Source organism: Stenotrophomonas sp. TWI273, from assembly GCF_039674765.1.
Taxonomy (GTDB): domain Bacteria; phylum Pseudomonadota; class Gammaproteobacteria; order Xanthomonadales; family Xanthomonadaceae; genus Stenotrophomonas.
Genome location: NZ_JBDJOA010000003.1, coordinates 180,803 through 202,918, shown reverse-complemented (window position 1 = coordinate 202,918; position 22,116 = coordinate 180,803). Strand labels below are relative to the sequence as shown.

Sequence of the window (22,116 nt, the reverse complement as noted above, 5' to 3'; positions counted from 1 at the left end):
CTGTACGGAATAAGAAGACGTGTCGAACTGGCCCCTACTTAGTGTTCTCATCTGGCTGCCGATCATCGGCGGTGCCTTGATCCTTGCCATCCGTGATGCCCAAACCGCCCGGTGGGCGTCCCTGGGCGTCGCGGTGCTGACCTTCGTGGCCAGCCTGTCGCTGCTCAGCGGCTATGACACGGGAATCGACGCGCTGCAGTTCGTCGAGACCCGCGCCTGGATTCCCGCCTACGACATCGGCTACAACCTCGGCGTCGACGGCATCGCGATCGCGCTGATCCTGCTGACCACGCTGGTCTCGGTGCTGGCCCTGATCGGTGCCTGGAGCGCGATCGACAAGCGCGTGAACCAGTACGTGGCCGCCTTCCTGATCCTGGAAGGTGTCACGGTGGGTATCTTCTCTGCGACGGACGCGATGCTGTTCTACGTGTTCTTCGAAGCGATGCTGATCCCGATGTTCCTGATCATCGGTGTCTGGGGCGGCCCGCGCCGCATCTACGCCGCGCTGAAGTTCTTCCTGTACACCTTCCTCGGCTCGGTGCTGATGCTGGTTGCGCTGATCTACCTGTACCTGAAGGGCGGCAGCTTCCAGCTGGCCGACCTGTACCAGCTGCAGCTGTCGGGCAAGGAACAGACCTGGATCTTCTTCGCGTTCCTGATCGCCTTCGCGGTCAAGGTGCCGATGTTCCCGGTCCACACCTGGCTGCCGGACGCCCACGTGGAAGCGCCGACCGCCGGTTCGGTGATCCTGGCCGCCATCGCCCTGAAGATCGGTGGCTACGGCTTCCTGCGCTTCAACCTGCCGATCGTGCCGGACGCCTCGCATGAATGGGCCTGGCTGGTGATCGCGCTGTCGCTCATTGCGGTGATCTACGTCGGCCTGGTCGCCCTGGTGCAGGACGACATGAAGAAGCTGATCGCCTATTCGTCGATCGCCCACATGGGCTTCGTCACCCTGGGCACCTTCATCGCTCTGTGGCTGGTGCGTGACGCCGGCAACCCGGACGCAGCCCGCCTGGGCCTGCAGGGCGCTATGGTGCAGATGGTCTCGCACGGTTTCGTGTCCGGCGCGATGTTCTCCTGCGTGGGTGTGCTGTACGACCGCATGCACAGCCGCCGCATCGCCGATTACGGCGGCGTGGTCAACGTGATGCCCTGGTTCGCCACCTTCGCCATGCTGTTCTTCATGGCCAATGCCGGCCTACCGGGTACCAGCGGTTTCGTCGGTGAATTCATGATCATCATGGCCAGCTTCCAGCGCAATCCGTGGCTGGCACTCGGCGCGGCGAGCACCCTGGTGATCACCGCGGCGTATACGCTGTGGCTGTACAAGCGCGTGTTCTTCGGTGAAGTGGCCAACGCCCATGTCGCCGAACTGAAGGACATCAACGGTCGCGAGTGGCTGGTGTTGGGTGTATTCGCCGTGGGCACCCTTGCCCTGGGCCTGTACCCCAAGCCGCTGACCGACCTGATGGAGCCCTCGATCGCGAAGCTGGCGATGCAGATCGCATCCAGCAAGCTGCTGTAATCGGGCCGTCGAGAGTATTGATTCCAGGATTTGATGATGACCACCTCGCCGCTGTTGCCACTGACCGCCGCTGACCTCCCGCCGCTCGCTCCCGAGCTGGTGCTGGTTGGCAGTGCGTTCGCCCTGTTGATGCTTGATCTTTTCATCAGTGAGAAGAACAAGATCTGGACCCACCTGTTCTCGATCGCTGCGCTGGCGGTCGTCTTCTTCATGCTCGCCACCGGAGTGGGCGGGCAGGGCGAGGTCTTCCACGGCATGTTCGTCCGCGACAACGCGGCCGACGTGATGAAGACCGTGATCGTGCTGTGCAGCGGCCTGACCCTGATCTACGGCTGGAGCTACCTGCGCGAGCGCAAGCTCTACCAGGGCGAGATCCCGGTGCTGATCCTGTTCGCCACCGCGGGCATGATGATCCTGGTCTCGGCCGGCAGCCTGCTGATGGTCTATCTGGGCCTGGAACTGCTGGCGCTGTGCTCCTACGCCCTGGTGGCCAGCAACCGTGAAAACGGTCTGGCCTCGGAAGCGGCGATGAAGTACATCGTGCTCGGCTCGCTGGCATCGGGCCTGCTGCTGTACGGCATGTCGCTGATCTACGGCGCCACCGGTTCGCTGCACCTGGACGCCATCAACGCCGCCATCCCGCATACCGAAGAGAAGATACTGCTGCTGACCGGCGCGGTGTTCATGATCGCCGGCGTGGCCTTCAAGCTGGGTGCGGCCCCGTTCCACATGTGGCTGCCCGATGTGTACCAGGGTGCCCCGGCACCGGTCGCGCTGTTCATCAGCTCGGCCCCGAAGCTTGCCGCGTTCGGCATGGCCTACCGTCTGCTGGAAATGGGCGTGGGTCCGCTGGCCGACGAATGGAAGTACCTGATCGGTGGCCTGGCCGCACTGTCGTTGGTGATCGGCAACCTGATGGCGATCGCGCAGACCAACCTCAAGCGCATGCTGGCGTTCTCGACCGTCTCGCACATCGGCTTCCTGCTGATGGGCATGGCCGGGGGTGGCGAGCGGGGTTACTCGGCGGCACTGTTCTACGCCCTGAGCTACGCGATCATGTCCACGGCCGCGTTCGGCGCGATCATCGCGCTGTCGCGCAACGGCTTTGAAGCCGAGAAGATCGAAGACTTCAAGGGCCTCAATGCCCGCAACCCGTGGATGGCCGGCCTGGTGCTGTGCATCATGGCGTCGCTGGCAGGCATCCCGCCGTTCCTGGGCTTCTGGACCAAACTGGCCGTGCTTGGCGCGGCGATCCAGGGCGACATGCTGTGGCTGGCCATGGTCGGCGTGATCTGCGCCGTGATCGGCTGCTTCTACTACTTGCGCGTGATCAAGGTCATGTACTTCGATGAGCCGGTGGGCGAGCCGCTGCCGGCCAACAACGATCGCGTGCTGGGCGTTGTGCTGGGCGTGAATGCCTTGGCGCTGCTGGCCCTGGGCGTGGCGTGGAACCCGATCATGGTGTGGTGCCAGCAGGCATTTGCACATATTTCGTAAAAAACGATACAAACGTGCGCAACTCGTGTAATATTCATCTCCTGAGTTGTTGATGCAGCGGTTTCGCCAGAACATCGTTGCGGTAGGTGCCAGCCGTTGGTTGGCACACAACTCATCCGCTTCTGCTGCGGGGTGGAGCAGTCTGGCAGCTCGTCGGGCTCATAACCCGAAGGTCGCAGGTTCAAATCCTGCCCCCGCTACCATATAGCTCCGGTGCAAACCGGAGGCAGTGGACGAATCAAGCGATACCGGAAACGGTGTCGCTTTTTTCGTTGTAGAGCCGACCGTTGGTCGGCTGCTCCAGCTGCTCCAGCTGCTCCGGCTGCTCCGGCTGCTCCGGCTGCTCCGGCTGCTCCGGCTGCTTCGGACCTTTCGGTAGAGCCGACCGTTGGTCGGCTGCCTTTCCTGGACGTCGAACGATATGTTTCACAAGGGGGTTGCACGGTGGTGAAAACTCCCTTACAATTCCGCTTCTGCTGCGGGGTGGAGCAGTCTGGCAGCTCGTCGGGCTCATAACCCGAAGGTCGCAGGTTCAAATCCTGCCCCCGCTACCACAGAAAATCTGCAGTGCAGATGCAGTAGACGAAAAGGCGATCTCGGCAACGAGGTCGTTTTTTTCGTTGTGGCATCGGCGACGTGGACGGCGACGCGGCATGACAGTGGAAAGGTCGGCGGAGCGGGGTGGGGCGATGGCGGCTGCGGCGACGATGCTCGACAGCCAGTCAGCGTCAATGACACGTCGTCGCGTGACATGTTGCCCCGCCTTTGCTTGCAACTTCAGTGACTGCCCAGCCATGTCCGTAGGCAGCGGTGTGGGCGGGTTGGCGGGACCATTGAGGCGACATGGATGTCGCCCATGAGCCCCCAAGGGTGAGGGCGCATTGCTTGCGAGGCGCTGCCTCGCATGCGTTCGAACGCACAGCCGCCAGCGGCTGGGCCGGGCCGCGGAGCGGGGGTCACGGCGCGTCCCGCGGACCTGCCCGCACCGATGGCTTGGACGAACGCCCAAACAGCCCGCTCTGGCCGTTCAGCTTTCCGAATAGAGGCGCCAGCAGCCACCCCGGCCATTGCACCAGCGCGGTGCAACGGCTATCATCAGTGGCTTAGCGGACTGTCTACTCATCTCCTCTCAACGGATATGAACAGGCCCCGCAACCGGCTTCCAGGAACGGCAACCTGTACCCAGGCCGCCGTGACCCCCGGAACGCTGGGCTCGCAGGAACGCACCACGTGCGTCTCTGCACCGGAATCCAGCATGACCGGAGTTGTACCGGACAGGGGCCCAACGGGCCCTTTGTTGTTTCCGGAAGGTGGTCCATGCAACGGACCAGACCCGTATTTCTTTTCAACGAATCAAGGCCGACTGTGAGCGACAAGGCAACCGAAATCGCGAATCTGCTCGCCCCCACCGTTCAGTCGCTGGGTCTCGAGCTGCTGGGCGTGGAATATCTCACCGCCCCGGGTGGTGCCACGCTGCGCCTGTACATCGACGTGCCGCTGGCCGAACAGCCCGAGCGCATCGTCAACATCGACGACTGCGAACGTGTCAGCCGCGAAGTGTCTGCCCAGCTGGACGTCGAAGACCCGATCACGGCGAACTACACGCTGGAAGTGTCTTCGCCGGGCGTGGACCGCCCGCTGTTCACCGGCGACCAGTTCGAGCGCGCCATCGGCGAATCCGCCAAGGTGACGCTGAGCCTGCCGCAGGATGGCCGCCGCCGTCTGCAGGGCGAGATCCTCGCCGTGGATATCGAACAAGGCACGGTCACCTTCAAGGTCGACAATGCCCCGTTTACCGCCGACATCGAGAACATCGACAAGGCGCGCATCATGCCGGACTGGGCCGCCCTCGGCCTGGCTCCGACCAAACCGACTGGCCCGGCACCCAAACAGGGTGGCAAGGCGAACAAGAAACCATCCAACGAGCCGGCGGCCAAAAAGCCGCGCGCGGAGTGAGCCAATGAGCAAGGAACTTTTGCTGGTAGTGGATGCGGTCGCCAACGAAAAAGGCGTCCCGCGCGAAGTCATCTTCGATGCCATCGAGGCAGCGTTGGCTTCGGCTGCCAAAAAGCGTTACCCGGAAGAAGAAGTGCTGGCCCGTGTGTCGATCGACCACAAGGACGGCAACTACGAAACCTTCCGCCGCTGGGAAGTGGTGGCCGATGACGTGGTCATGGAGTCCCCGGACCGCCAGATCCGTCTGATGGACGCCATCGATGAAGCCGACGGCGTGGAAGTCGGCGATTTCATCGAAGAGCAGATCGAGAACCCGGACTTCGGCCGTATCGCCGCACAGGCCGCCAAGCAGGTGATCGTCCAGCGCGTGCGCGAGGCCGAGCGTCAGCAGGTGGTCGATGCGTGGAAGGATCGTGTCGGCGAACTGGTCACCGGTGTGGTCAAGCGCGCCGAGCGCGGCAACATCTATGTGGACCTGGGCGGCAACGCCGAGGCCTTCATTCCGAAGGACAAGGGCATTCCGCGCGACGTACTGCGCGCTGGCGACCGCGTGCGCGGTTACCTGGCCGAAGTCCGTTCGGAACCGCGTGGCCCGCAGCTGTTCATCAGCCGCGCCGCCCCGGAATTCATGATCGAACTGTTCAAGCTCGAAGTGCCGGAAGTCGGCCAGGGCCTGGTCGAGATCAAGGCCTGTGCACGTGATCCGGGCGACCGCGCCAAGATCGCCGTGCTGGCCCACGATTCGCGTACCGATCCGATCGGTGCCTGCATCGGCATGCGCGGTTCGCGCGTGCAGGCCGTGTCCAACGAGCTCAATGGCGAGCGCGTGGACATCGTGCTCTGGAACGAGAACCCCGCCAACTTCGTCATCAATGCGATGGCGCCGGCGGAAGTGCAGTCGATCATCGTCGATGAAGAAAAGCACTCGATGGACCTGGCCGTGGCGGAAGAGCGCCTGGCCCAGGCGATCGGCAAGGGCGGCCAGAACGTCCGTCTTGCCAGCCGCCTGACCGGTTGGCAGCTCAATGTGATGACCCAGGACCAGGTGACCGCCAAGTCCGAGGCAGAGCAGGGCGTTGCCCGTCAGCTGTTCATGGACAAGCTGGAAGTGGATGAAGAAATCGCCGCCATCCTGGTGACCGAAGGCTTCAACACCGTGGAAGAAATCGCCTACGTCCCGGTCGGCGAACTGCTGGCCGTGGAAGGCTTCGACGAAGACATCGTCGAAGAGCTGCGTGCCCGTGCCCGCGATGCGCTGCTCAACGAAGCGCTGGCGGTGGAAGAAGGTCTGGAGGACGGTTCGCCGTCGGAAGACCTGCTCGCCCTGGAAGGCATGGACGAGGCAACTGCCTACGCCCTGGCCGGTCACGGCGTGCGTACCAGTGAGGACCTGTCGGACCTGGCCGCCGACGAGATCCTCGAGTTCGGCATCGAGGACATGGACCAGGAGCGCGCCGCCGCCCTGATCCTTGCCGCCCGAGCCGAGGAGATCGCCCGCCTGGAGCGCGGCGAATGAGCCAGCGATGAACAGTGCCCTGACCCGCTCAGGGCTTAGACTCCGCGCTGCCTTCGCACGTTTCGAGGGAGCGCCAACCAGATCATAGGATCCGAATGTCGCAGCAAACCACCATCCGCAAGCTTGCCGAACTGGTCAACACCCCGGTCGATAAACTGCTCGTACAACTTGCCGAAGCCGGCATGAAGTTCAGCGGTCCCGACCAGGTCGTGACCAGTACCGAGAAGGTGAAGCTCCTGGGCTTCCTTCGTCGTTCGCACGGCAAGACCGAGCAGCCCGTCGAGAGCAATGACGAGGCCGCCAAGAAGATCACCCTGAACCGTCGCAAGTTGCAGGAAGTGACCGTCAGCGCCGGCCGCAGCAAGACCACCGTCAACGTGGAAGTGCGCCAGAAGCGTACCTACATGAAGGACGCCAGCGGCAAGCCGATGACCGCGGATGAGGAGCGCGCCGACATCCTGCGCAAGCTGGAGGAATCCCGCCAGCGCAATCTGGACGAGCAGCGCGCACTGGCCGAGAAGGACCGTGCGCGCGACGAAGAAATCGCCCGCAAGCGTCAGGAAGAGATCGACGCCAAGGAACGTGCCGAAGCCGAGCGCAAGGCGGCCGAAGCCGCTGCAGAAGCGGCCAAGAACGCACCGCCGGCCCCGGCCCCGGTTGCCGCCAAGCCGGCTGCTGCCGATGCACCGGCCCGCAATGCGCGTCCGGCTGCACCGTCGGCTGCCCGTCCGGCACCGCGTTCGGACGATCGCAACTCGAACAACAACAACAACCGTCCGGGCGCCAAGCGCGACGACGATGGTGGCAACCGCTTCGCCGGTCAGCTGCATCTGTCGGCCGCCGATCGTGCCCGCCGCGGCAACAACAGCAACTCGCGCGGTCGTCCGACCGGGCGCGTGCAGCACGGCAGCCGCCGTGACAGCAACCAGTCGCGCAGCGGCGGTGGTGCCCATGGGTTCGAACGTCCGGTCGCGCCGATCGTGCGTGACGTCACCATCGGCGACACCATCACCGTCGCCGATCTGGCCCAGAAGCTGGCCGTCAAGGGCGGCGATGTGGTCAAGGCGCTGTTCAAGATGGGCGTCATGGCGACCATCACCCAGACCATCGACCATGACACTGCTGCGCTGGTGACCGAAGAACTCGGCCACAACGTGATCCGTGCCAACACCAACGACGCCGAAGACGCGCTGCTGGCGCTGGCTGGTGGCAACCAGGGCGAGCCGGTGGCACGTCCGCCGGTGGTCACCATCATGGGCCACGTCGATCACGGCAAGACCTCGCTGCTGGATTACATCCGCCGCACCAAGGTCGCCACGGGCGAAGCCGGTGGCATCACCCAGCACATCGGTGCGTACCACGTTGAAACGCCGAAGGGCGTGATCAGCTTCCTGGATACCCCGGGCCACGCGGCGTTTACGTCCATGCGTGCCCGCGGTGCCAAGCTGACCGACATCGTGGTGCTGGTGGTGGCGGCCGATGACGGCGTCATGCCGCAGACCAAGGAAGCCATCCAGCACGCCCGTTCGGCGGGTGTGCCGCTGATCGTGGCGATCAACAAGATCGACAAGTCCGGCGCCGATCCGATGCGCGTCAAGAACGAACTGCTCACCGAGCAGGTCGTCTCCGAAGATTTCGGTGGTGACGTGCAGATGGTCGAGATCTCGGCCAAGGCCGGTCTGGGCATCGACGACCTGCTGGACGCGATCTCGATCCAGGCCGAACTGCTGGAACTGAAGGCCGTGGCCGACGGTCGCGCCAGCGGCGTGGTCATCGAGTCCTCGCTGGACAAGGGCCGTGGCCCGATCGCTACCGTGCTGGTGCAGCAGGGTTCGCTGAAGAAGGGCGATTACCTGGTCTGCGGTATCCAGTACGGCCGCGTGCGCGCGCTGTTCGATGAAACCGGCGCACAGCCCGACCAGGCTGGCCCGTCGATTCCGGTGCAGGTGCTGGGTCTGTCCGGCGTGCCGGATGCCGGTGATGACTTCGTCGTGGTTGAAGACGAGCGTCTGGCCAAGGATGTCGCGCAGCAGCGCGAAACCAAGCGCCGTGAATCGCGCCTGGTGCAGTCCGCCGGCAGCCGCATGGAAGACATCATGGCGACCCTGGGCAAGGGCGATGGCCAGCAGGTGCTGAACCTGGTGATCAAGGCTGACGTGCAGGGTTCGGTGCAGGCGCTGAGCCAAGCACTGGTCGCGCTGTCCAACGACGACATCCGCATCAACGTGATCCACTCCGGCGTGGGCGGCATCACCGAATCGGACGCCAACTCGGCGGTTGCCTCCAAGGCCACCGTGATCGGCTTCAACGTGCGTGCGGATGCTTCGGCCCGTCGCATCATTGAATCCAACGGCGTTGACCTGCGTTACTTCTCGATCATCTATGACGTGATCGATCAGGTGAAGCAGGTGGCCTCCGGTCTGCTCGGCGTGGAAATCCGCGAAGAGATCATCGGTATCGCCCAGGTCCGCGATGTGTTCCGCAGCTCGAAGTTCGGTGCGGTCGCAGGCTGCATGATCATCGAAGGTACGGTGAAGCGCAGCAAGCCGATCCGCGTCCTGCGCGACAGCGTCGTGGTCTTCGAAGGCGAGCTGGAATCGCTGCGTCGCTTCAAGGAGAACGTCGAAGAAGTCCGCAACGGTACCGAATGCGGTATCGGCGTGAAGGCTTACAACGACGTCAAGCCGGGTGATCAGATCGAGTGCTTCGAGCGTATCGAAGTGCCGCGCACCCTGTAATGTCGCGGTGGCCCGACCAACGGTCGGGCCCTACCGTGATGTAGCGCCCGACCGCTGGTCGGGTCCTACCGTGATGTAGCGCCCGACCGTTGGTCGGGTCCCGTATACCTGTAGCGCCCGACCGTTGGTCGGGCGACCACCGAATCAAGAGTGCCTCGTGCCAAAGACCTTCCATCGAACCGACCGTGTTTCCGCCCAGATCCGCCGCGAACTGGGGACGCTCGTGCACAACGCCGTGCGTGTACACGGCCTGCCTTCGGTGAGCGTCTCCGACGTGGAAATCACCCGTGACATGGCGCATGCCAAGATCTTCGTCACCGCGCTGATGCCCGAACGTTCGGTAGAAGCCATGAAAGGCCTGAAGGAACTGGCCTGGGAGCTGCGGATGGAGCTGGCGCGTGCGATGAAGCTGCGCCACGTGCCCGAGCTGCACTTCCACTACGATGATTCGGTGGATCGCGGCGAGCGCATCGACAACATCCTGCGCGATCTGCCCGATACGCTGGCGGCAGAAAAAAGTCGGCAGGGCGATGACGGCGGCGAAGATGACGCGGACGAAGGCGAAGACGCCGACGAAGGCGACAAGAAAGCCTGATGGACCAACAGCCCGAAAGGGCTGTTGTCTTATGGGGCGGGGCCTGTCGCAGTGCGACCGCTCCGCCGGAGGCCGGATTGACCGGCAGCGCCACACGGCGCCGTTTTGAATTGAATGCATGGCACCCCGAATTTCATTCCGCCGCCTGGATGGCATCCTGCTGCTCGACAAGCCGACCGGCATGAGCTCCAACGCGGCCCTGCAGGTGGCTCGCCGCCTGTACCGCGCCGGGAAGGGCGGCCACACCGGCAGCCTGGATCCGCTGGCCACCGGGCTGCTGCCACTGTGCTTCGGTGAGGCCACCAAGATTGCCGGCCTGTTGCTCGGCTCCGCCAAGGCCTATGACGCCGAGGTGGTGCTGGGCCAGACCACCGATACCGATGATGCCGATGGCACCGTGCTGCGCGAGCGGCCGGTCCCGGCCATCACTGCGGCCGAACTGGAGACGGCGCTGGCACCGCTGCGCGGTCGCATCCGCCAGCGCGCCCCGATCTACTCCGCGCTCAAGCAGGGCGGCGAGCCGCTGTACCTGAAGGCCCGCCGTGGCGAGGCGATCGAAGCGCCGGAGCGCGATGTGGAGGTCCACGCCCTGGAGGTGCTGGACCAGCAGCCGACCCGGCTGTCGCTGCGGGTGACCTGCGGTTCAGGCACGTACATCCGCAGCCTGGCCCGCGACCTTGGCGAGACGCTGGGCTGCGGCGCCCATATCGCCGGCCTGCGTCGGCTGTGGGTGGATCCCTTCCGTGAGGCGCCGATGGTCACCCTGGACACCCTGCGCGCCTTGGCCGAGCAGGGCGATGAGGCCGGCATGGAGGCCCTGCTGCTGCCGCTGGACGCGGGTCTGGCCCATTACCCGCGGGTCACGCTGGACGACGAGCAGGCCCGTCGGTTCCGGGTGGGGCAGCGCATCCGCGACGCCAGCTGGCCGCAGGGTGGGGTGGTGGTCTTCGGCCCGGTCGAGGCGATCCAGGGCCTGGGCCAGGTCGACGAGACCGGTCTGCTGGCCCCGCAGCGCCTGTTCAACCTCTGAGCGAGCGGGCCGGGCGCCACCCTGGTCCTTGTTCCGGACGCCCGCGGACGTTACAATTCCGCGGCCTTTTCAGGCTTCCCGCGTTCTGCGGGTTCATCCTTTCGTTAACGGCGAGTCGCGCGGTACGTCAATGGGACGTTTCTGCGGGCCACGCATCCAAGAGAAAACAGATATGTCGATCGACACCCAGAAAGTCATTGAAGACAACAAGCGCAGCGCGGCTGACACCGGCTCCCCGGAAGTCCAGGTCGCTCTGCTGACCGCCCGCATCGAACTGCTGACCGGCCACTTCAAGACCCACAAGAAGGATCACCACAGCCGTCGTGGTCTGCTGCAGATGGTCAACCGCCGCCGCAGCCTGCTCGACTACCTGAAGAAGAAAGACGCTCCGCGTTACAAGGCCCTGATCGAAAAGCTCGGCCTGCGTCGCTAAGCACGAACCCCCACCGCGGCGCAGGAATGCGCCGCGGTTTTGTTTTGGCAGTACCGCATCAAACGTATGGGCCGGACAACCGGTCACCCGTCGGCGGCAAGGGTCGCCAGCGGTCCATTGAAGAAAGCATCATCCAAGGAAACCCCCGTGGCAAAAATCACCAAAACCTTCCAGTACGGCAAGCACACCGTCACGCTTGAAACCGGCGAAATCGCCCGTCAGGCCGGCGGTGCCGTCATCGTCAAGTTCGACGACACCGTGCTGCTGGTCTCCGCCGTTGCCGCCAAGAGCGCGCGTGAGGGCCAGGACTTCTTCCCCCTGACCTGCGACTATCAGGAGAAGTTCTACGCAGGTGGCCGTATCCCGGGCGGTTTCTTCAAGCGCGAAGGCCGCGCGACCGAAAAAGAGACGCTGATTTCGCGCCTGATCGATCGCCCGATCCGTCCGCTGTTCCCGGAAGACTACAAGAACGAAGTTCAGATCATCGCTACCGTGATGTCGCTGAACCCGGACATCGACGGCGACATCGCCGCGCTGATCGGCGCCTCGGCTGCGCTGTCGCTGGCCGGTACCCCGTTCAAGGGTCCGATCGCCGCCGCCAAGGTGGGTTACAAGAACGGTGAGTACATCCTCAACCCGACCGTGACCGAACTGAAGGATTCGGAGCTGGAACTGGTTGTCGCCGGTACCGCCAACGCCGTGCTGATGGTGGAATCCGAAGCCGCGCTGCTGTCCGAAGACGTGATGCTGGGCGCTGTGACCTTCGGTCACCGCGAAATGCAGAAGGTCATCAACGCGATCAACGAGCTGACCGTGGAAGCCGGCACCAAGCCGTCTACCTGGGAAGCCCCGGCCAAGAACGACGTGCTGATCAGCGCCCTGCAGGAAGCCATCGGCCCGCGTCTGGGCGAAGCCTTCCAGGTGCGCGACAAGCTGCAGCGCCGTGACGCCATCTCGGCGATCAAGAAGGACGTGGTCGAGTCGCTGGCTGGCCGTGTGGCCGCCGAAGGCTGGAACCCGGCCGAGCTGTCGAAGGAATTCGGCGAGCTGGAATACAGCACCATGCGCAACTCGGTGCTCGACACCAAGGTCCGCATCGACGGCCGTGCGCTGGACACCGTCCGCCCGATCTCGGTGAAGACCGGCATCCTGCCGCGTACCCACGGCTCCTCGCTGTTCACCCGCGGTGAAACGCAGGCCATCGTGACCATCACCCTGGGCACCGCCCGTGATGGCCAGGTCATCGATGCCGTCGCCGGTGAGTACAAGGAAAACTTCCTCTTCCATTACAACTTCCCCCCCTACTCGGTGGGTGAGACCGGCCGCATGATGGGCCCGAAGCGTCGCGAAATCGGCCACGGCCGTCTCGCCAAGCGCGGCGTGCTGGCAGTGATGCCGTCGCTGGAAGCCTTCCCGTACACCATCCGCGTGGTCTCCGAAATCACCGAATCCAACGGCTCCTCGTCGATGGCCTCGGTCTGCGGTTCCTCGCTGGCCCTGATGGACGCCGGCGTGCCGGTGAAGTCGCCGGTGGCCGGTATCGCCATGGGTCTGGTCAAGGAAGGCGAGCGCTTCGTCGTCCTGTCCGACATCCTGGGTGACGAAGATCACCTGGGCGACATGGACTTCAAGGTCGCCGGTACCGCTGAGGGCATCTCCGCCCTGCAGATGGACATCAAGATCGAAGGCATCACCGAAGAGATCATGAAGCAGGCACTGCAGCAGGCCAAGGCTGGCCGTCTGCACATCCTGGGTGAAATGGCCCACGGCCTGACCGCCCCGCGCGAAGAGCTGTCGGACTACGCGCCGCGCCTGCTGACCATCAAGATCCACCCGGACAAGATCCGCGAAGTGATCGGCAAGGGTGGTTCCACCATCCAGGCCATCACCAAGGAAACCGGCACCCAGATCGACATCCAGGATGACGGCACCATCGTCATCGCGTCGGTCAACGCCATCGCTGCGCAGGCTGCCAAGGCCCGCATCGAGCAGATCACCTCGGACGTCGAGCCGGGCCGCATCTACGAAGGCAAGGTCGCCAAGATCATGGACTTCGGTGCGTTCGTCACGATCCTGCCGGGCAAGGACGGTCTGGTCCACGTGTCGCAGATCTCCAGCGATCGCGTCGAGAAGGTCGGCGATGTGCTGAAGGAAGGCGATGTGGTCAAGGTCAAGGTGCTGGAAGTCGACAAGCAGGGCCGTATCCGCCTGTCGATGAAGGCCGTCGAAGAAGGCGAGGGCGCCCCCGCCGCCGAGTAATCGGCCAACGCCGATCTCGCGGTAGGTGAGGATCGTCGTTCCTCACGCCTACGCAGACAAGAAAAAGCGGGCTTCGGCCCGCTTTTTTTTTTGAATTTTCACCCAACTCCGGGGAAGGCTGCCCGGATCTTCAGGAAGAAATGGGTATCGTCCCGGTATCCGTAAGCAACGCGCTTGGTGACCTTGAACTTGTTGTTGATGCCTTCCACCAAGTTCGTTCTGAGAGGCCGACGGCAGTGTGCCAGGATGCCCGGAAGTCAGGCAGCTTGTCTTGGGGCTGCATCCCGCGCGGGAGTGTAAGCAGCTCATGAAGTTGAAGCGCCGGGCCGAAGGGAAGTGGCCCGGGCCGTTTTAGGGGCACTGGCTTCAAAGTCGGAGCCGCTTCGCCATCTCTTCTGGTGAGACGGGGTACTGCAAGGATGTAGCAAGTGCCCGGGTTGCCTTCTAAAGGTTTCCACTTGTTGGCCGATAATACGACCAGCGGGAACAGGATTAGGCCCGTGTTTTGGCGCAGGGTTGGACAATAACAAGGATGTGGTGTGTGCATGCGTAACAGAATCGGTGCAAACGCCGGGGCACCGGCGAAGGACGTATTCACGCTGGCGGTAGCCGGTACGGTCAGTGCAGGCAAGACAACAGTGCTCAACGCACTGCTGGGCCGCCAGCTGCTGTACTCAAGCAACGAGCCGGCAACGGCCACTCACACCGTTCTTCGTCACCGGCCCCACGCATCGCGCGTGGTCTGCGGTGGTTACAGCCGCAATGGCGCACTGGTGGACTTCCGCCGTGGCATGAATGCCGCGACTTACCGTCAATGGAATGCACGCGCCCAGGTGGCGCGCATCCATGTTTCCGGCAACCTGGGGTATGTGGCCGGTGCGCGCGGGAAGCTGGACCTTCACGATCTCCCCGGCGCAAACAACAGCTTGGACAGCGAGCACTGGCACCTTGCCACTAGCACGCTGTCCAGCGTGCCGTGGCATCTGCTGTGCTTCGTGCTGGATGCCACTGCGCCAGGCACCACTGACGAACATGCACTTCTACAGCAGGTGTGCGCGATTGCCGCTGCGCGTCCGCAGGGCAGGCTGTTGTTCGTCCTCAACAAAGTTGATGAAGTAGACCCCGACAGGGAAGAGCCGCTGGAAACCATGGTGCGCCACGCCGTGGAGCGGCTGTCACGGCTGGGGTTTCATGAGCCGTGGGTGGTGCCCACCATGGCGCAGGTTGCGCTGGTGGCTCGGATGCAGATGGCCGGCGGTGCCATATCGGCACGCCAGGCCATGCACTACCAGGCGATGGTGCCGCTCCTTCCCGCCAGTGCACAGGCATTGGTTGCGACTGCCAACGTGCCGGCGCGGGTGCGCGGGCGCCTGCTCCAGCAGGCACATGCCCCGCACTGGAACGCATTTCTTGATAACCCGCCGCTTCGGCAACTTCCCCGTTCCCTACTTGCCGCTTCGGTCGTTGCCAGCGGCATCAGTGGCGTGGAAGACATCATTCACCACTGCCTTGCCTTCTCGTGAGTGCCATGACCCAAGTAAGCATCATCCACAACCCATTCACTGTTGAAACCACTTTCCTGATTGATGGAGTAGAGCTGACCGACGGTGCTCGCCTGCACCGCTGCACTAAGCTGCGCATGCAGCTTTGGGTGGACCAGCTGTTCCACGACCTCAAGACCATGTTCAATGGGCACGATACATTCAACGTGATCTTCACCGGGGTGGAGCCGGACTTCCGCGACTTGGAAGTAGCCGCGCAGGCCGCGCGCGACGCAAACATGAAGGTCAACCTGCAGTGGGTGGCGGCAGAGTCCGCAGAGGCAAGACAGGCCGAAGTTGAAAGCTTGCGCGCGCAGGTGCTCGAGCACCCTGGTTATGCGTCGGTGCTGAAAGATGATGCCGTGTCGCGCGCGGCGTTGCACGATCTGGGCAACAACGATTTCGATGTGTACATCGTGGCCACAATGTCCTCTGGCAAATCCACATTGATCAACGCAATGCTTGGGCGTGACCTGTTGCCGGCGGGCAATGAAGCCACCACCGCCACCATTACCCGCATCTACCACGACGAGAGCGTGGCGCCCGGACAGTTCATGGGAAGGCGCTTTGATGCCTCCAGTGAGTTGCTTGACGAGTCCGAAAATCTGGATCTGGCGACCATGCGGGCCTGGAACAAGGACCCGGAAACCAGCCTGGTGGAAGTGCACGGGCCAATTCAGGCTGCCCGTGGTGGCGGCCATGCACGTCTGGTGCTTACCGATACCCCGGGTCCGAACAATGGAAGCGACCAGGCGCATGGCGTCACCACCATGCGCTACATCCAGGACACAACCCGCAACCCCTTGATTCTGTATGTGTTGAACGCAACCCAACGTGGCATCACCGATGACTCCCGTCTGTTGAAGCTGGTGGCGCAGACTATTGCGCAAGGCGGGCGCCAAGCCAGTGACCGTTTCATCTTTGTGCTCAACAAGATGGACGCGCTGGATGACGAGGCCGGTGATGATGTGGCTGGGATGCTGGCGCGCACGCGCCAGTACCTGCAGGAGCATGGTATCCATAACCCCCAGATCTTCCCGGTGTCTGCCTATGCATCGCGGTTGATCCGCTTCCCGGAGGCGGTGTTGTCCAGCAAGGAACGCTGCGGCAAAGCGTCGTTCCTAGACTGGTTCCAGGGTGAGCCCAGCATGGATCTGGCCCAGTACGCCCCGCTGCGCGTGCGTGAGCGCACCCTGGCTGGAGCAGGCGATGCCGCGGCGTTGGAACGTCGCAGCGGGCTGCCGGCGTTGGAGTCAACGGTAGGCGCGTACATCGAGAAATACCATCTTCCGGACCGGTTCAAGCGAAGCCATGATGCCGTTGCTCGCCTCGTGGACGAGGCCATCAACCGGCACAAGGCCATTGAAGACCTGGAAGCCGGCAATGTGCAGGCCCTGGCCGCCGAGGTTGAAAAGCTACGGGCGCGCTACGAACGGGGCGTGGATGGTCAGGCGCTGGCAGAACAGCTGAGCCGTGATCACCACGAGCTGACCAAGGATGCTGAAGCGGCGTTGGTGACTGTTGCAGGGAGGCTCCACGCCTATGCGCGTGAGGACATGGCTAAGTTCCAAGGCGACGTAACCCCCGCGCAGGCGAGGCAGTTGGTCAAGGAATGGGGCGAGCACATGAACTCCCGTCACAAGGAAGTCCTTGGTGCATACCAACTTGCGTTCGAAGCCGAGCAGGAAACGCTTAAGAAAGATCTGCAGAGCCGCTACCACGCGCTGGTTTCGAGCAGCGTGGGCCAGATTGACGCGGTTCAGTTCCCGGCGCTCGCGCGCCTTATGCGCAGTGCGAGCAACCTATCGTTTGCTCCGGCGGTGACAAGCGAGCATGTAGAAACACGATCCATCCGAAAGGGCACGCGCGAAGTGATGGACCGCAAGCTGTTCAACCCGATCTCCTGGTTCAAGCCAAAGGTTGAGACCGTGTACGGCGAAGAGAAGTACGTGGACTTGGTCGAGTTCTACAAAATTGAACATCAGGGGCCTAAGGCACATTTCAAGGCGCTTGAAGAGACGGCGCGCGCTGCCATGGTGCGTGAGGGGCAGAAGCTGCGCGAGGTGTTCGTTGAACACGTGCGTACCGTATTCCAGCCACGCGTGGCCGAGTTGTTTGACCAAGCCCAGGCCCGCATCGAAGACCGTGACCTGCGCGTAGCTGCACTCGCAGAGGCAACCGAACTGCGCCGCTGGAGCGAGACAATTCGCCAGCGGCTGGGCACAACCTTGGCCGTACAGGAGGTACACGGATGAATACCACGGATCTACGCACGGGCGAGGACTGGTTGAGGGCAGTGCCTGATGTGGCCATGCCCGTGGAATCACTGGAAGTGGCACTTCATGCATGGCAGGCGAAAGGAACGGTGTTGATGCCTTACGCCGTGACTGAAATGGTCCCGGCGACCAAGCCGGACAGAGCCCATTGGACGGCGCAGTACTTCTTCCGCCAAGTCACCCATGCCAAACACAACTTTTCCGCTGAACGCGCCGAGCACTTGTTGCGGGTTCGTGCTTACTTGGAGCAGCTTGGCGCCGCTGGCTTTGTGAAGTTGGCGGATAGCACGCCGCTGGCGAAGGATGAAGTGGACGCGACCGCAGTAGCCGCGGCCTTTTCACCTACGTCCAGCCTAGCGCGTGCGCTTGGTACGGGCGATGCAGAAATCATCCGCTCGGCGCTTGTGCTGGAGCTGGCCGATGCCCGGCTCAGTGGTGCTTACCTGCAGGCGGCTATGGCACTGGCAGCAGACCAGAAGGAAACGGTGTTTGTCCCGTTCGAGGAAGGGCGCTTCATGGCGCCATTGAACGGCGACCGGGCCGCTTGGTCTTCCCAATACCACGATGACCAAATGGTGTACCTGGACGCGAACTTCAGCATCGAACGCTTCCTGCACGTGGTGGATGTTCGCGAGCACCTGCGCTTGAAGGGCGCGGCAGGCTTTGCGCCCCTGGCCCCGGCTCCTGTGGCGGCCACCCTGTCAGCTAAAGCGGGTAGTACCGGCGATGCGTCGGCACCCCGGCATGGCGTTGCTCCCGAGGGAGACACTTCCAAAGGCAACAGGCCTGCCTGGGCGGGACGCATTGCCATGCTGCTGGCCGCCGGGATTGCCGCACTTGCGGCGTATTTCCGTGGGGGGCGCCGATGAACCTGCCTGTTACCGGAACCGTTGAGAACGCCGGCGTGGCACTGCGCGAGCGCGCGGCGGCAGCACTCGAAAGCGCCCGCATGCAGATCAACCGCACCTACCTTTCCGAGCTTGACCAGTACGTGGTGCTGCCGCTGCCGCAGGACCAAGCGCAACTCAGCGCCGCCACCGATGTGCGCCTGTACCGGCTTTGCCGGCTGGTGCATGAGAACCGGCAATCGGTGCTTGAGAGCCTCACGGCGGCCTACACCGCGCTGGGGGCTTCGGGCTACGCGGTGCTGCTGTATCTGGATTCGGATGGTGAAAAGACCGATGTGTTCATCGGCACACGTGGGGCGCCCGCCCGTTTCCAAGGTGAAAGTGCTGGTACGCTGTTGCAGGAGGCATTCCGGGGCCATTTTGCTGGCAGCGCCATGGAATCGCTGAGCGCCGGAGAAGTGGGTCAAACGCTGCAGGATTTGGTGTCGTCGCGCACAAGCCGCAGCGGTTATGTCTCTGCGGTGACCGGCGTACCTTCGCTGGCGACCGAAGACGTGCAGCGTTTCGCGCAGGGCCTGGAGCGCTTTCTGGATGCGGCCGAGCGGCGCCCCTACCGCGCGCTGATTCTGGCCGAGCCGCTGGAAAGCCGTCAGCTGGAAAGCATCCGCACCGGTTACGAACAGGTGGCCACCCAGTTGGCGCCGCTGCAGAAGATGAGCTGGAGCTTTGGTGACCAGGACAGCTACAGCGTTGGCACCACGCTGAGCCGAAGCGTGGGCGAAACGCTGGGCCACAGCATGGGCCTGACTGAAACGACCGGGCGAAGCGATACCGTTGGCAGCAGCACCACGCATACCACCGGCACCAGCAGTGGCACGCAGTCGCCAACGACGGGCGGGAAGGTGGCCGGTGTGGTGGCCACGGGCATCAATGCTGCGGGCATGGCCGTGTCGGTTGCCACGGGCGGGGTCGCAGCACCAGTCGTCATGCCCGCCGCCATGATGCTGGGATCGGTGGTGCGGGAGACATTCGCCGGCAGCGAGTCGCAGGGAACCAGCACCTCTGATTCCACCGGCACCAGCAACAGCGTTAGCACGTCCAGCGGAAAGTCCAAGTCCAGAACCACCTCGCGCACGGCCAGCGATACCGTTACCGATGGGCGCTCGGACACCAATACGGAGGGGTCTTCCCGCCAGTTGACGGTGGAGTTCAACGACAAGGGCATTGAGCAGTTGCTGCTCCGCGTTGACCAGCACCTAGCCCGGGTAGAGGAAGCGCGCATCTACGGTGGCTGGAGCGCTTCGGCGTACTTCGTGGCGGACAGTAAGGCCGGCACGGAAGCGCTTTCCAGCATCTTCCTTGGCTTGGTGCGCGGCAAGAACAGCAGCCAGGAAGACTTCGCTGTAACCACGTGGTGCGATGACGCGCGCACCCGGGTACTGGCGTGGCTTGGCCAGCTCACCCACCCCAAGCTGCGGCGGCAGCTTTTTGGCAGTGGCGCCGCGCACCTGACCACGCCGGCCACTCTGCTGTCCGGGCGTGAGGTCGCGTTGCAATTGAGTCTGCCGCGCCGTTCCACATCCACGGTCAGCGTGGTGGAAACCCAGGGCTTTGGCCGCCGTATCCAGCATGTGGACGGCACCGCAAACCGTCCGCCGCAGGCACGCACCGTTGTTCTGGGAAAGATGCGTCACCTGTGGGAGAACCTGGCGCAGCCGGTGGCACTGGATATGGACCAGCTGTGCCGCCACATGTTCATTTGCGGCTCCACCGGCTCTGGCAAGAGCAACGCGATTTACAGCCTGCTCAAGCAGACCCACGCCGCCGGTGTGCCCTTCCTGGTCATCGAGCCTGCCAAGGGCGAGTACAAGCATGTACTGGGGCACTGGCCAGGCGTGCGGGTGCTGGGGACCAATCCCATGCAGGCTGAGTTGCTGCGTATCAACCCGTTTGCGTTTCCCGACCAGATCCATGTGCTGGAACATGTGGACCGTATGGTGGAGATATTCAACGTCTGCTGGCCCCTGTATGCGGCCATGCCCGCAGTTCTGAAGGAGGCCATCCTGCAAGCCTACACGCACTGCGGCTGGGACTTGGAGGCATCATGCAACACGCGTGCGCCACGCGTCTTTCCTGGCTTTGGCGATCTTCTGGAATCGTTGCAGCGGGTGATCACTTCATCGGACTATGCCGAGGAAGCCAAGTCCAACTACAAGGGCGCGCTCGGTACCCGCGTGCAGTCGTTGTGCAACGGGCTCAACGCGCGCCTGTTCGGCATGGATGAACTAGATGACAGCGCGCTGTTTGATTCGTCGGTGGTAGTGGACCTGAGCCGGGTGGGTTCCAGCGAAACCCGGGCGCTCGTCATGGGCATGCTGGTCATGCGGCTCAGTGAGTACCGAATGGCCACAGGCGGCATGAATCAGTCGCTGCGTCATCTCACAGTGCTGGAAGAGGCCCACAACCTGCTACCTCGCAGCGTTGCCAGCGGGCCGGAAGGTGGAAGCATGGCGGGGAAGTCGGTAGAAATGCTGGCCGCCGCCATTGCCGAAATGCGCACCTATGGCGAGGGTTTCATCATTGCCGACCAGTCCCCGCATGCCGTGGACATGGCCGCCATCCGTAATACCAACATCAAGGTAGTGCTGCGCCTGCCGGAAGAAGCTGATCGTCGCCTGGTTGGCGGTTCCATGGGCCTGAGCGAGGGCCAGGTTGCAGAGATCGCACGCCTGCCCTGTGGGGCCGCGGTGATCCACCAAAATGACTGGCTGGAACCGGTTTTGTGCCAGATGGACTACTTGGTAACAGAAGCAATGCCGTTCGTGCCGGTAGTGGCTTCTCACACTGCGGTGGATGCGGCGCAGTGGCGCGCCCAGGTTGCTAATCTCTTGTTGGGCCGGCGAGTGCCACGGGCACCGAGAGTAGACATTCGCCTCCTCCGGCAGGGGTTGGCTGACATGCCAATGCCCAGCCGGGTACGGTTGGCGTTGGAGAAAATGCTGCAGGCACGCATGGAAGGCGCTCCAATGCCGGGCGATGCAGCAGAGGGCTTTGACCAGTTGGCAGCGCTGTTGGTGGACGCGTGGGGCTGCCGCCGGGAGGTGGCGGCGGCAGGACGTGGTGTGGTGGAGTTGCAGGCTGCGCGCGACCACCTGCGACGTGTTATCACCGGGCTGGCGCCAGATACCCTGCCGCAGATACAAGTGGCGGTGGAACAGTGCATGGTGCGGGAGATTTATTCCATGGACGCGTCAAACAAATCACTCTATGCCGAATGGCACCGTTGTATGAAGGAAGAGACAGCATGATGGATCAGAGCGTGGTGGGTCGCGACGGAGGCGGCAGGAACGAAATTCCCTGGGGCAAGGGCCCGATGGAGCGCACCGAGGTGCAGATCGACATTTGTCGGTTGGACGCCACGGTGCATGTCACCCAGGAAACCCGTGGGGAGCTTCCCCCCGTCTCTGAGGACACCCGGAATGAGCTGAAGGACAACGGGTGGCCGGAATCGCTGGTAGATGACCTTGGGAGTGAGGCAGAAGCCAACATTTACAAGGGTGCGGGGCTTGAGGCAAAGGAAGTCAATGGCAAGCCGGCACTTGTGCGCACGGACATAGATTTGGAAAAGCAGGACATTTTTGGCGCAACCAACCTGGAGCGAATGACGGCCGGATTGCCACCGCTTGACCAGAACGGCAAGCCCATCGAGCTGCATCATATTGGTCAGAGGCAGGACTCCTCCCTAGCGGAACTCACCAAAGCTGAGCACTGTGGCAGCGGAAACGATAACGTGCTCCACAACAAACGGCAGGAGTCTACGATTAATCGCGATGGTTTCGCTAAGGAACGCGCTGAGCACTGGAAGGCGCGCGCAGCCGACTTCAAGGCAGGAGAATGAG

15 protein-coding genes, 2 tRNA genes and 1 pseudogene are annotated in these 22,116 nt (G+C 63.2%); 16 read left to right on the top strand and 2 right to left on the bottom strand.

Features of this window, described 5'->3' with window-relative positions; all coding sequences use genetic code 11:
- Positions 1-19 precede the first annotated feature (19 nt).
- From ABE571_RS05500 to ABE571_RS05490, 3 genes are all read left to right on the top strand, one after another.
- The gene (locus ABE571_RS05500) at positions 20-1,528 is read left to right on the top strand and encodes an NADH-quinone oxidoreductase subunit M (RefSeq protein ID WP_282260951.1); all 1,509 of its coding nucleotides are present in this window, start codon (positions 20-22) and stop codon (positions 1,526-1,528) included.
- A gap of 36 nt (positions 1,529-1,564) precedes the next feature.
- Positions 1,565-3,025: an NADH-quinone oxidoreductase subunit NuoN gene (gene nuoN / locus ABE571_RS05495; RefSeq protein ID WP_346481764.1), complete on the top strand. Its 1,461-nt coding sequence runs from the start codon at positions 1,565-1,567 to the stop codon at positions 3,023-3,025.
- A 126-nt stretch (positions 3,026-3,151) separates the two neighbouring features.
- A tRNA-Met gene (locus ABE571_RS05490) sits at positions 3,152-3,228 on the top strand.
- Between the two features lie 35 nt (positions 3,229-3,263).
- Here ABE571_RS05490 and ABE571_RS05485 read toward each other — a convergent pair.
- Positions 3,264-3,455, bottom strand: a complete 192-nt coding sequence (locus ABE571_RS05485; protein WP_346493351.1) for a hypothetical protein — start codon at positions 3,453-3,455, stop codon at positions 3,264-3,266.
- A 47-nt stretch (positions 3,456-3,502) separates the two neighbouring features.
- On the opposite strand from ABE571_RS05485, the gene ABE571_RS05480 reads away from it, so the two are divergent.
- The 8 genes from ABE571_RS05480 to pnp all read left to right on the top strand — a co-directional run bounded on the left by ABE571_RS05480 (position 3,503) and on the right by pnp (position 13,552).
- Positions 3,503-3,579, top strand: a tRNA-Met gene (locus ABE571_RS05480).
- Between the two features lie 811 nt (positions 3,580-4,390).
- Positions 4,391-4,981 carry a ribosome maturation factor RimP gene (gene rimP / locus ABE571_RS05475; protein ID WP_313208968.1) on the top strand — a complete coding sequence of 197 codons (591 nt, stop codon included), beginning with the start codon at positions 4,391-4,393 and terminating at the stop codon, positions 4,979-4,981.
- Positions 4,982-4,985: 4 nt separating this feature from the next.
- On the top strand, positions 4,986-6,497 hold the full coding sequence (nusA, locus tag ABE571_RS05470) for a transcription termination factor NusA (RefSeq protein WP_019182690.1): 1,512 nt from the start codon (positions 4,986-4,988) through the stop codon (positions 6,495-6,497).
- Positions 6,498-6,592: 95 nt separating this feature from the next.
- Positions 6,593-9,235: a translation initiation factor IF-2 gene (gene infB / locus ABE571_RS05465; RefSeq protein ID WP_313208969.1), complete on the top strand. Its 2,643-nt coding sequence runs from the start codon at positions 6,593-6,595 to the stop codon at positions 9,233-9,235.
- Positions 9,236-9,392: 157 nt separating this feature from the next.
- On the top strand, positions 9,393-9,830 hold the full coding sequence (gene rbfA / locus ABE571_RS05460; RefSeq protein ID WP_346493350.1) for a 30S ribosome-binding factor RbfA: 438 nt from the start codon (positions 9,393-9,395) through the stop codon (positions 9,828-9,830).
- A 118-nt stretch (positions 9,831-9,948) separates the two neighbouring features.
- Complete coding sequence (truB, locus tag ABE571_RS05455; protein WP_346493349.1) at positions 9,949-10,860, top strand: tRNA pseudouridine(55) synthase TruB; 912 nt, start codon at positions 9,949-9,951, stop codon at positions 10,858-10,860.
- Between the two features lie 172 nt (positions 10,861-11,032).
- The gene (gene rpsO, locus ABE571_RS05450; protein ID WP_038687260.1) at positions 11,033-11,293 is read left to right on the top strand and encodes a 30S ribosomal protein S15; all 261 of its coding nucleotides are present in this window, start codon (positions 11,033-11,035) and stop codon (positions 11,291-11,293) included.
- Between the two features lie 147 nt (positions 11,294-11,440).
- Positions 11,441-13,552 (top strand): polyribonucleotide nucleotidyltransferase, encoded by a 2,112-nt coding sequence (gene pnp, locus ABE571_RS05445; RefSeq protein ID WP_121038382.1) that lies wholly within the window; start codon positions 11,441-11,443, stop codon positions 13,550-13,552.
- Between the two features lie 98 nt (positions 13,553-13,650).
- Here the strand turns inward: pnp and ABE571_RS05440 are convergent.
- Positions 13,651-13,803, bottom strand: a pseudogene (locus ABE571_RS05440) (transposase); the annotation flags it as partial.
- Positions 13,804-14,097: 294 nt separating this feature from the next.
- Between ABE571_RS05440 and ABE571_RS05435 the strand changes: the two are divergent.
- The 5 genes from ABE571_RS05435 to ABE571_RS05415 are packed head-to-tail and all read left to right on the top strand — an operon-like array spanning position 14,098 to position 22,115.
- Positions 14,098-15,075, top strand: coding sequence for a dynamin family protein (locus tag ABE571_RS05435; protein WP_346493348.1), 978 nt, complete (start codon positions 14,098-14,100; stop codon positions 15,073-15,075).
- A gap of 5 nt (positions 15,076-15,080) precedes the next feature.
- Positions 15,081-17,348 carry a dynamin family protein gene (locus tag ABE571_RS05430; protein ID WP_346493347.1) on the top strand — a complete coding sequence of 756 codons (2,268 nt, stop codon included), beginning with the start codon at positions 15,081-15,083 and terminating at the stop codon, positions 17,346-17,348.
- A complete protein-coding gene (locus ABE571_RS05425; protein ID WP_346493346.1) occupies positions 17,345-18,238 on the top strand; it encodes a hypothetical protein in 894 nt (297 codons plus the stop codon). The genes ABE571_RS05430 and ABE571_RS05425 overlap by 4 nt, the downstream gene beginning before the upstream one ends.
- Complete coding sequence (locus tag ABE571_RS05420) at positions 18,235-21,525, top strand: DUF87 domain-containing protein (RefSeq protein WP_346493345.1); 3,291 nt, start codon at positions 18,235-18,237, stop codon at positions 21,523-21,525. The genes ABE571_RS05425 and ABE571_RS05420 overlap by 4 nt, the downstream gene beginning before the upstream one ends.
- Positions 21,522-22,115 (top strand): HNH/ENDO VII family nuclease, encoded by a 594-nt coding sequence (locus ABE571_RS05415; protein ID WP_346493344.1) that lies wholly within the window; start codon positions 21,522-21,524, stop codon positions 22,113-22,115. The genes ABE571_RS05420 and ABE571_RS05415 overlap by 4 nt, the downstream gene beginning before the upstream one ends.
- The last annotated feature ends 1 nt before the right edge of the window (position 22,116 follow it).

What these genes read in the sequence shown, in the direction of transcription:
- nuoN (WP_346481764.1), top strand. Translation starts at nt 1,565, where the DNA reads ATGACCACCTCGCCGCTGTTGCCACTGACCGCCGCTGACCTCCCGCCG.
- nusA (WP_019182690.1), top strand. Translation starts at nt 4,986, where the DNA reads ATGAGCAAGGAACTTTTGCTGGTAGTGGATGCGGTCGCCAACGAAAAA.
- infB (WP_313208969.1), top strand. Translation starts at nt 6,593, where the DNA reads ATGTCGCAGCAAACCACCATCCGCAAGCTTGCCGAACTGGTCAACACC.
- truB (WP_346493349.1), top strand. Translation starts at nt 9,949, where the DNA reads ATGGCACCCCGAATTTCATTCCGCCGCCTGGATGGCATCCTGCTGCTC.
- rpsO (WP_038687260.1), top strand. Translation starts at nt 11,033, where the DNA reads ATGTCGATCGACACCCAGAAAGTCATTGAAGACAACAAGCGCAGCGCG.
- ABE571_RS05435 (WP_346493348.1), top strand. Translation starts at nt 14,098, where the DNA reads ATGCGTAACAGAATCGGTGCAAACGCCGGGGCACCGGCGAAGGACGTA.
- ABE571_RS05430 (WP_346493347.1), top strand. Translation starts at nt 15,081, where the DNA reads ATGACCCAAGTAAGCATCATCCACAACCCATTCACTGTTGAAACCACT.
- ABE571_RS05425 (WP_346493346.1), top strand. Translation starts at nt 17,345, where the DNA reads ATGAATACCACGGATCTACGCACGGGCGAGGACTGGTTGAGGGCAGTG.
- ABE571_RS05420 (WP_346493345.1), top strand. Translation starts at nt 18,235, where the DNA reads ATGAACCTGCCTGTTACCGGAACCGTTGAGAACGCCGGCGTGGCACTG.
- ABE571_RS05415 (WP_346493344.1), top strand. Translation starts at nt 21,522, where the DNA reads ATGATGGATCAGAGCGTGGTGGGTCGCGACGGAGGCGGCAGGAACGAA.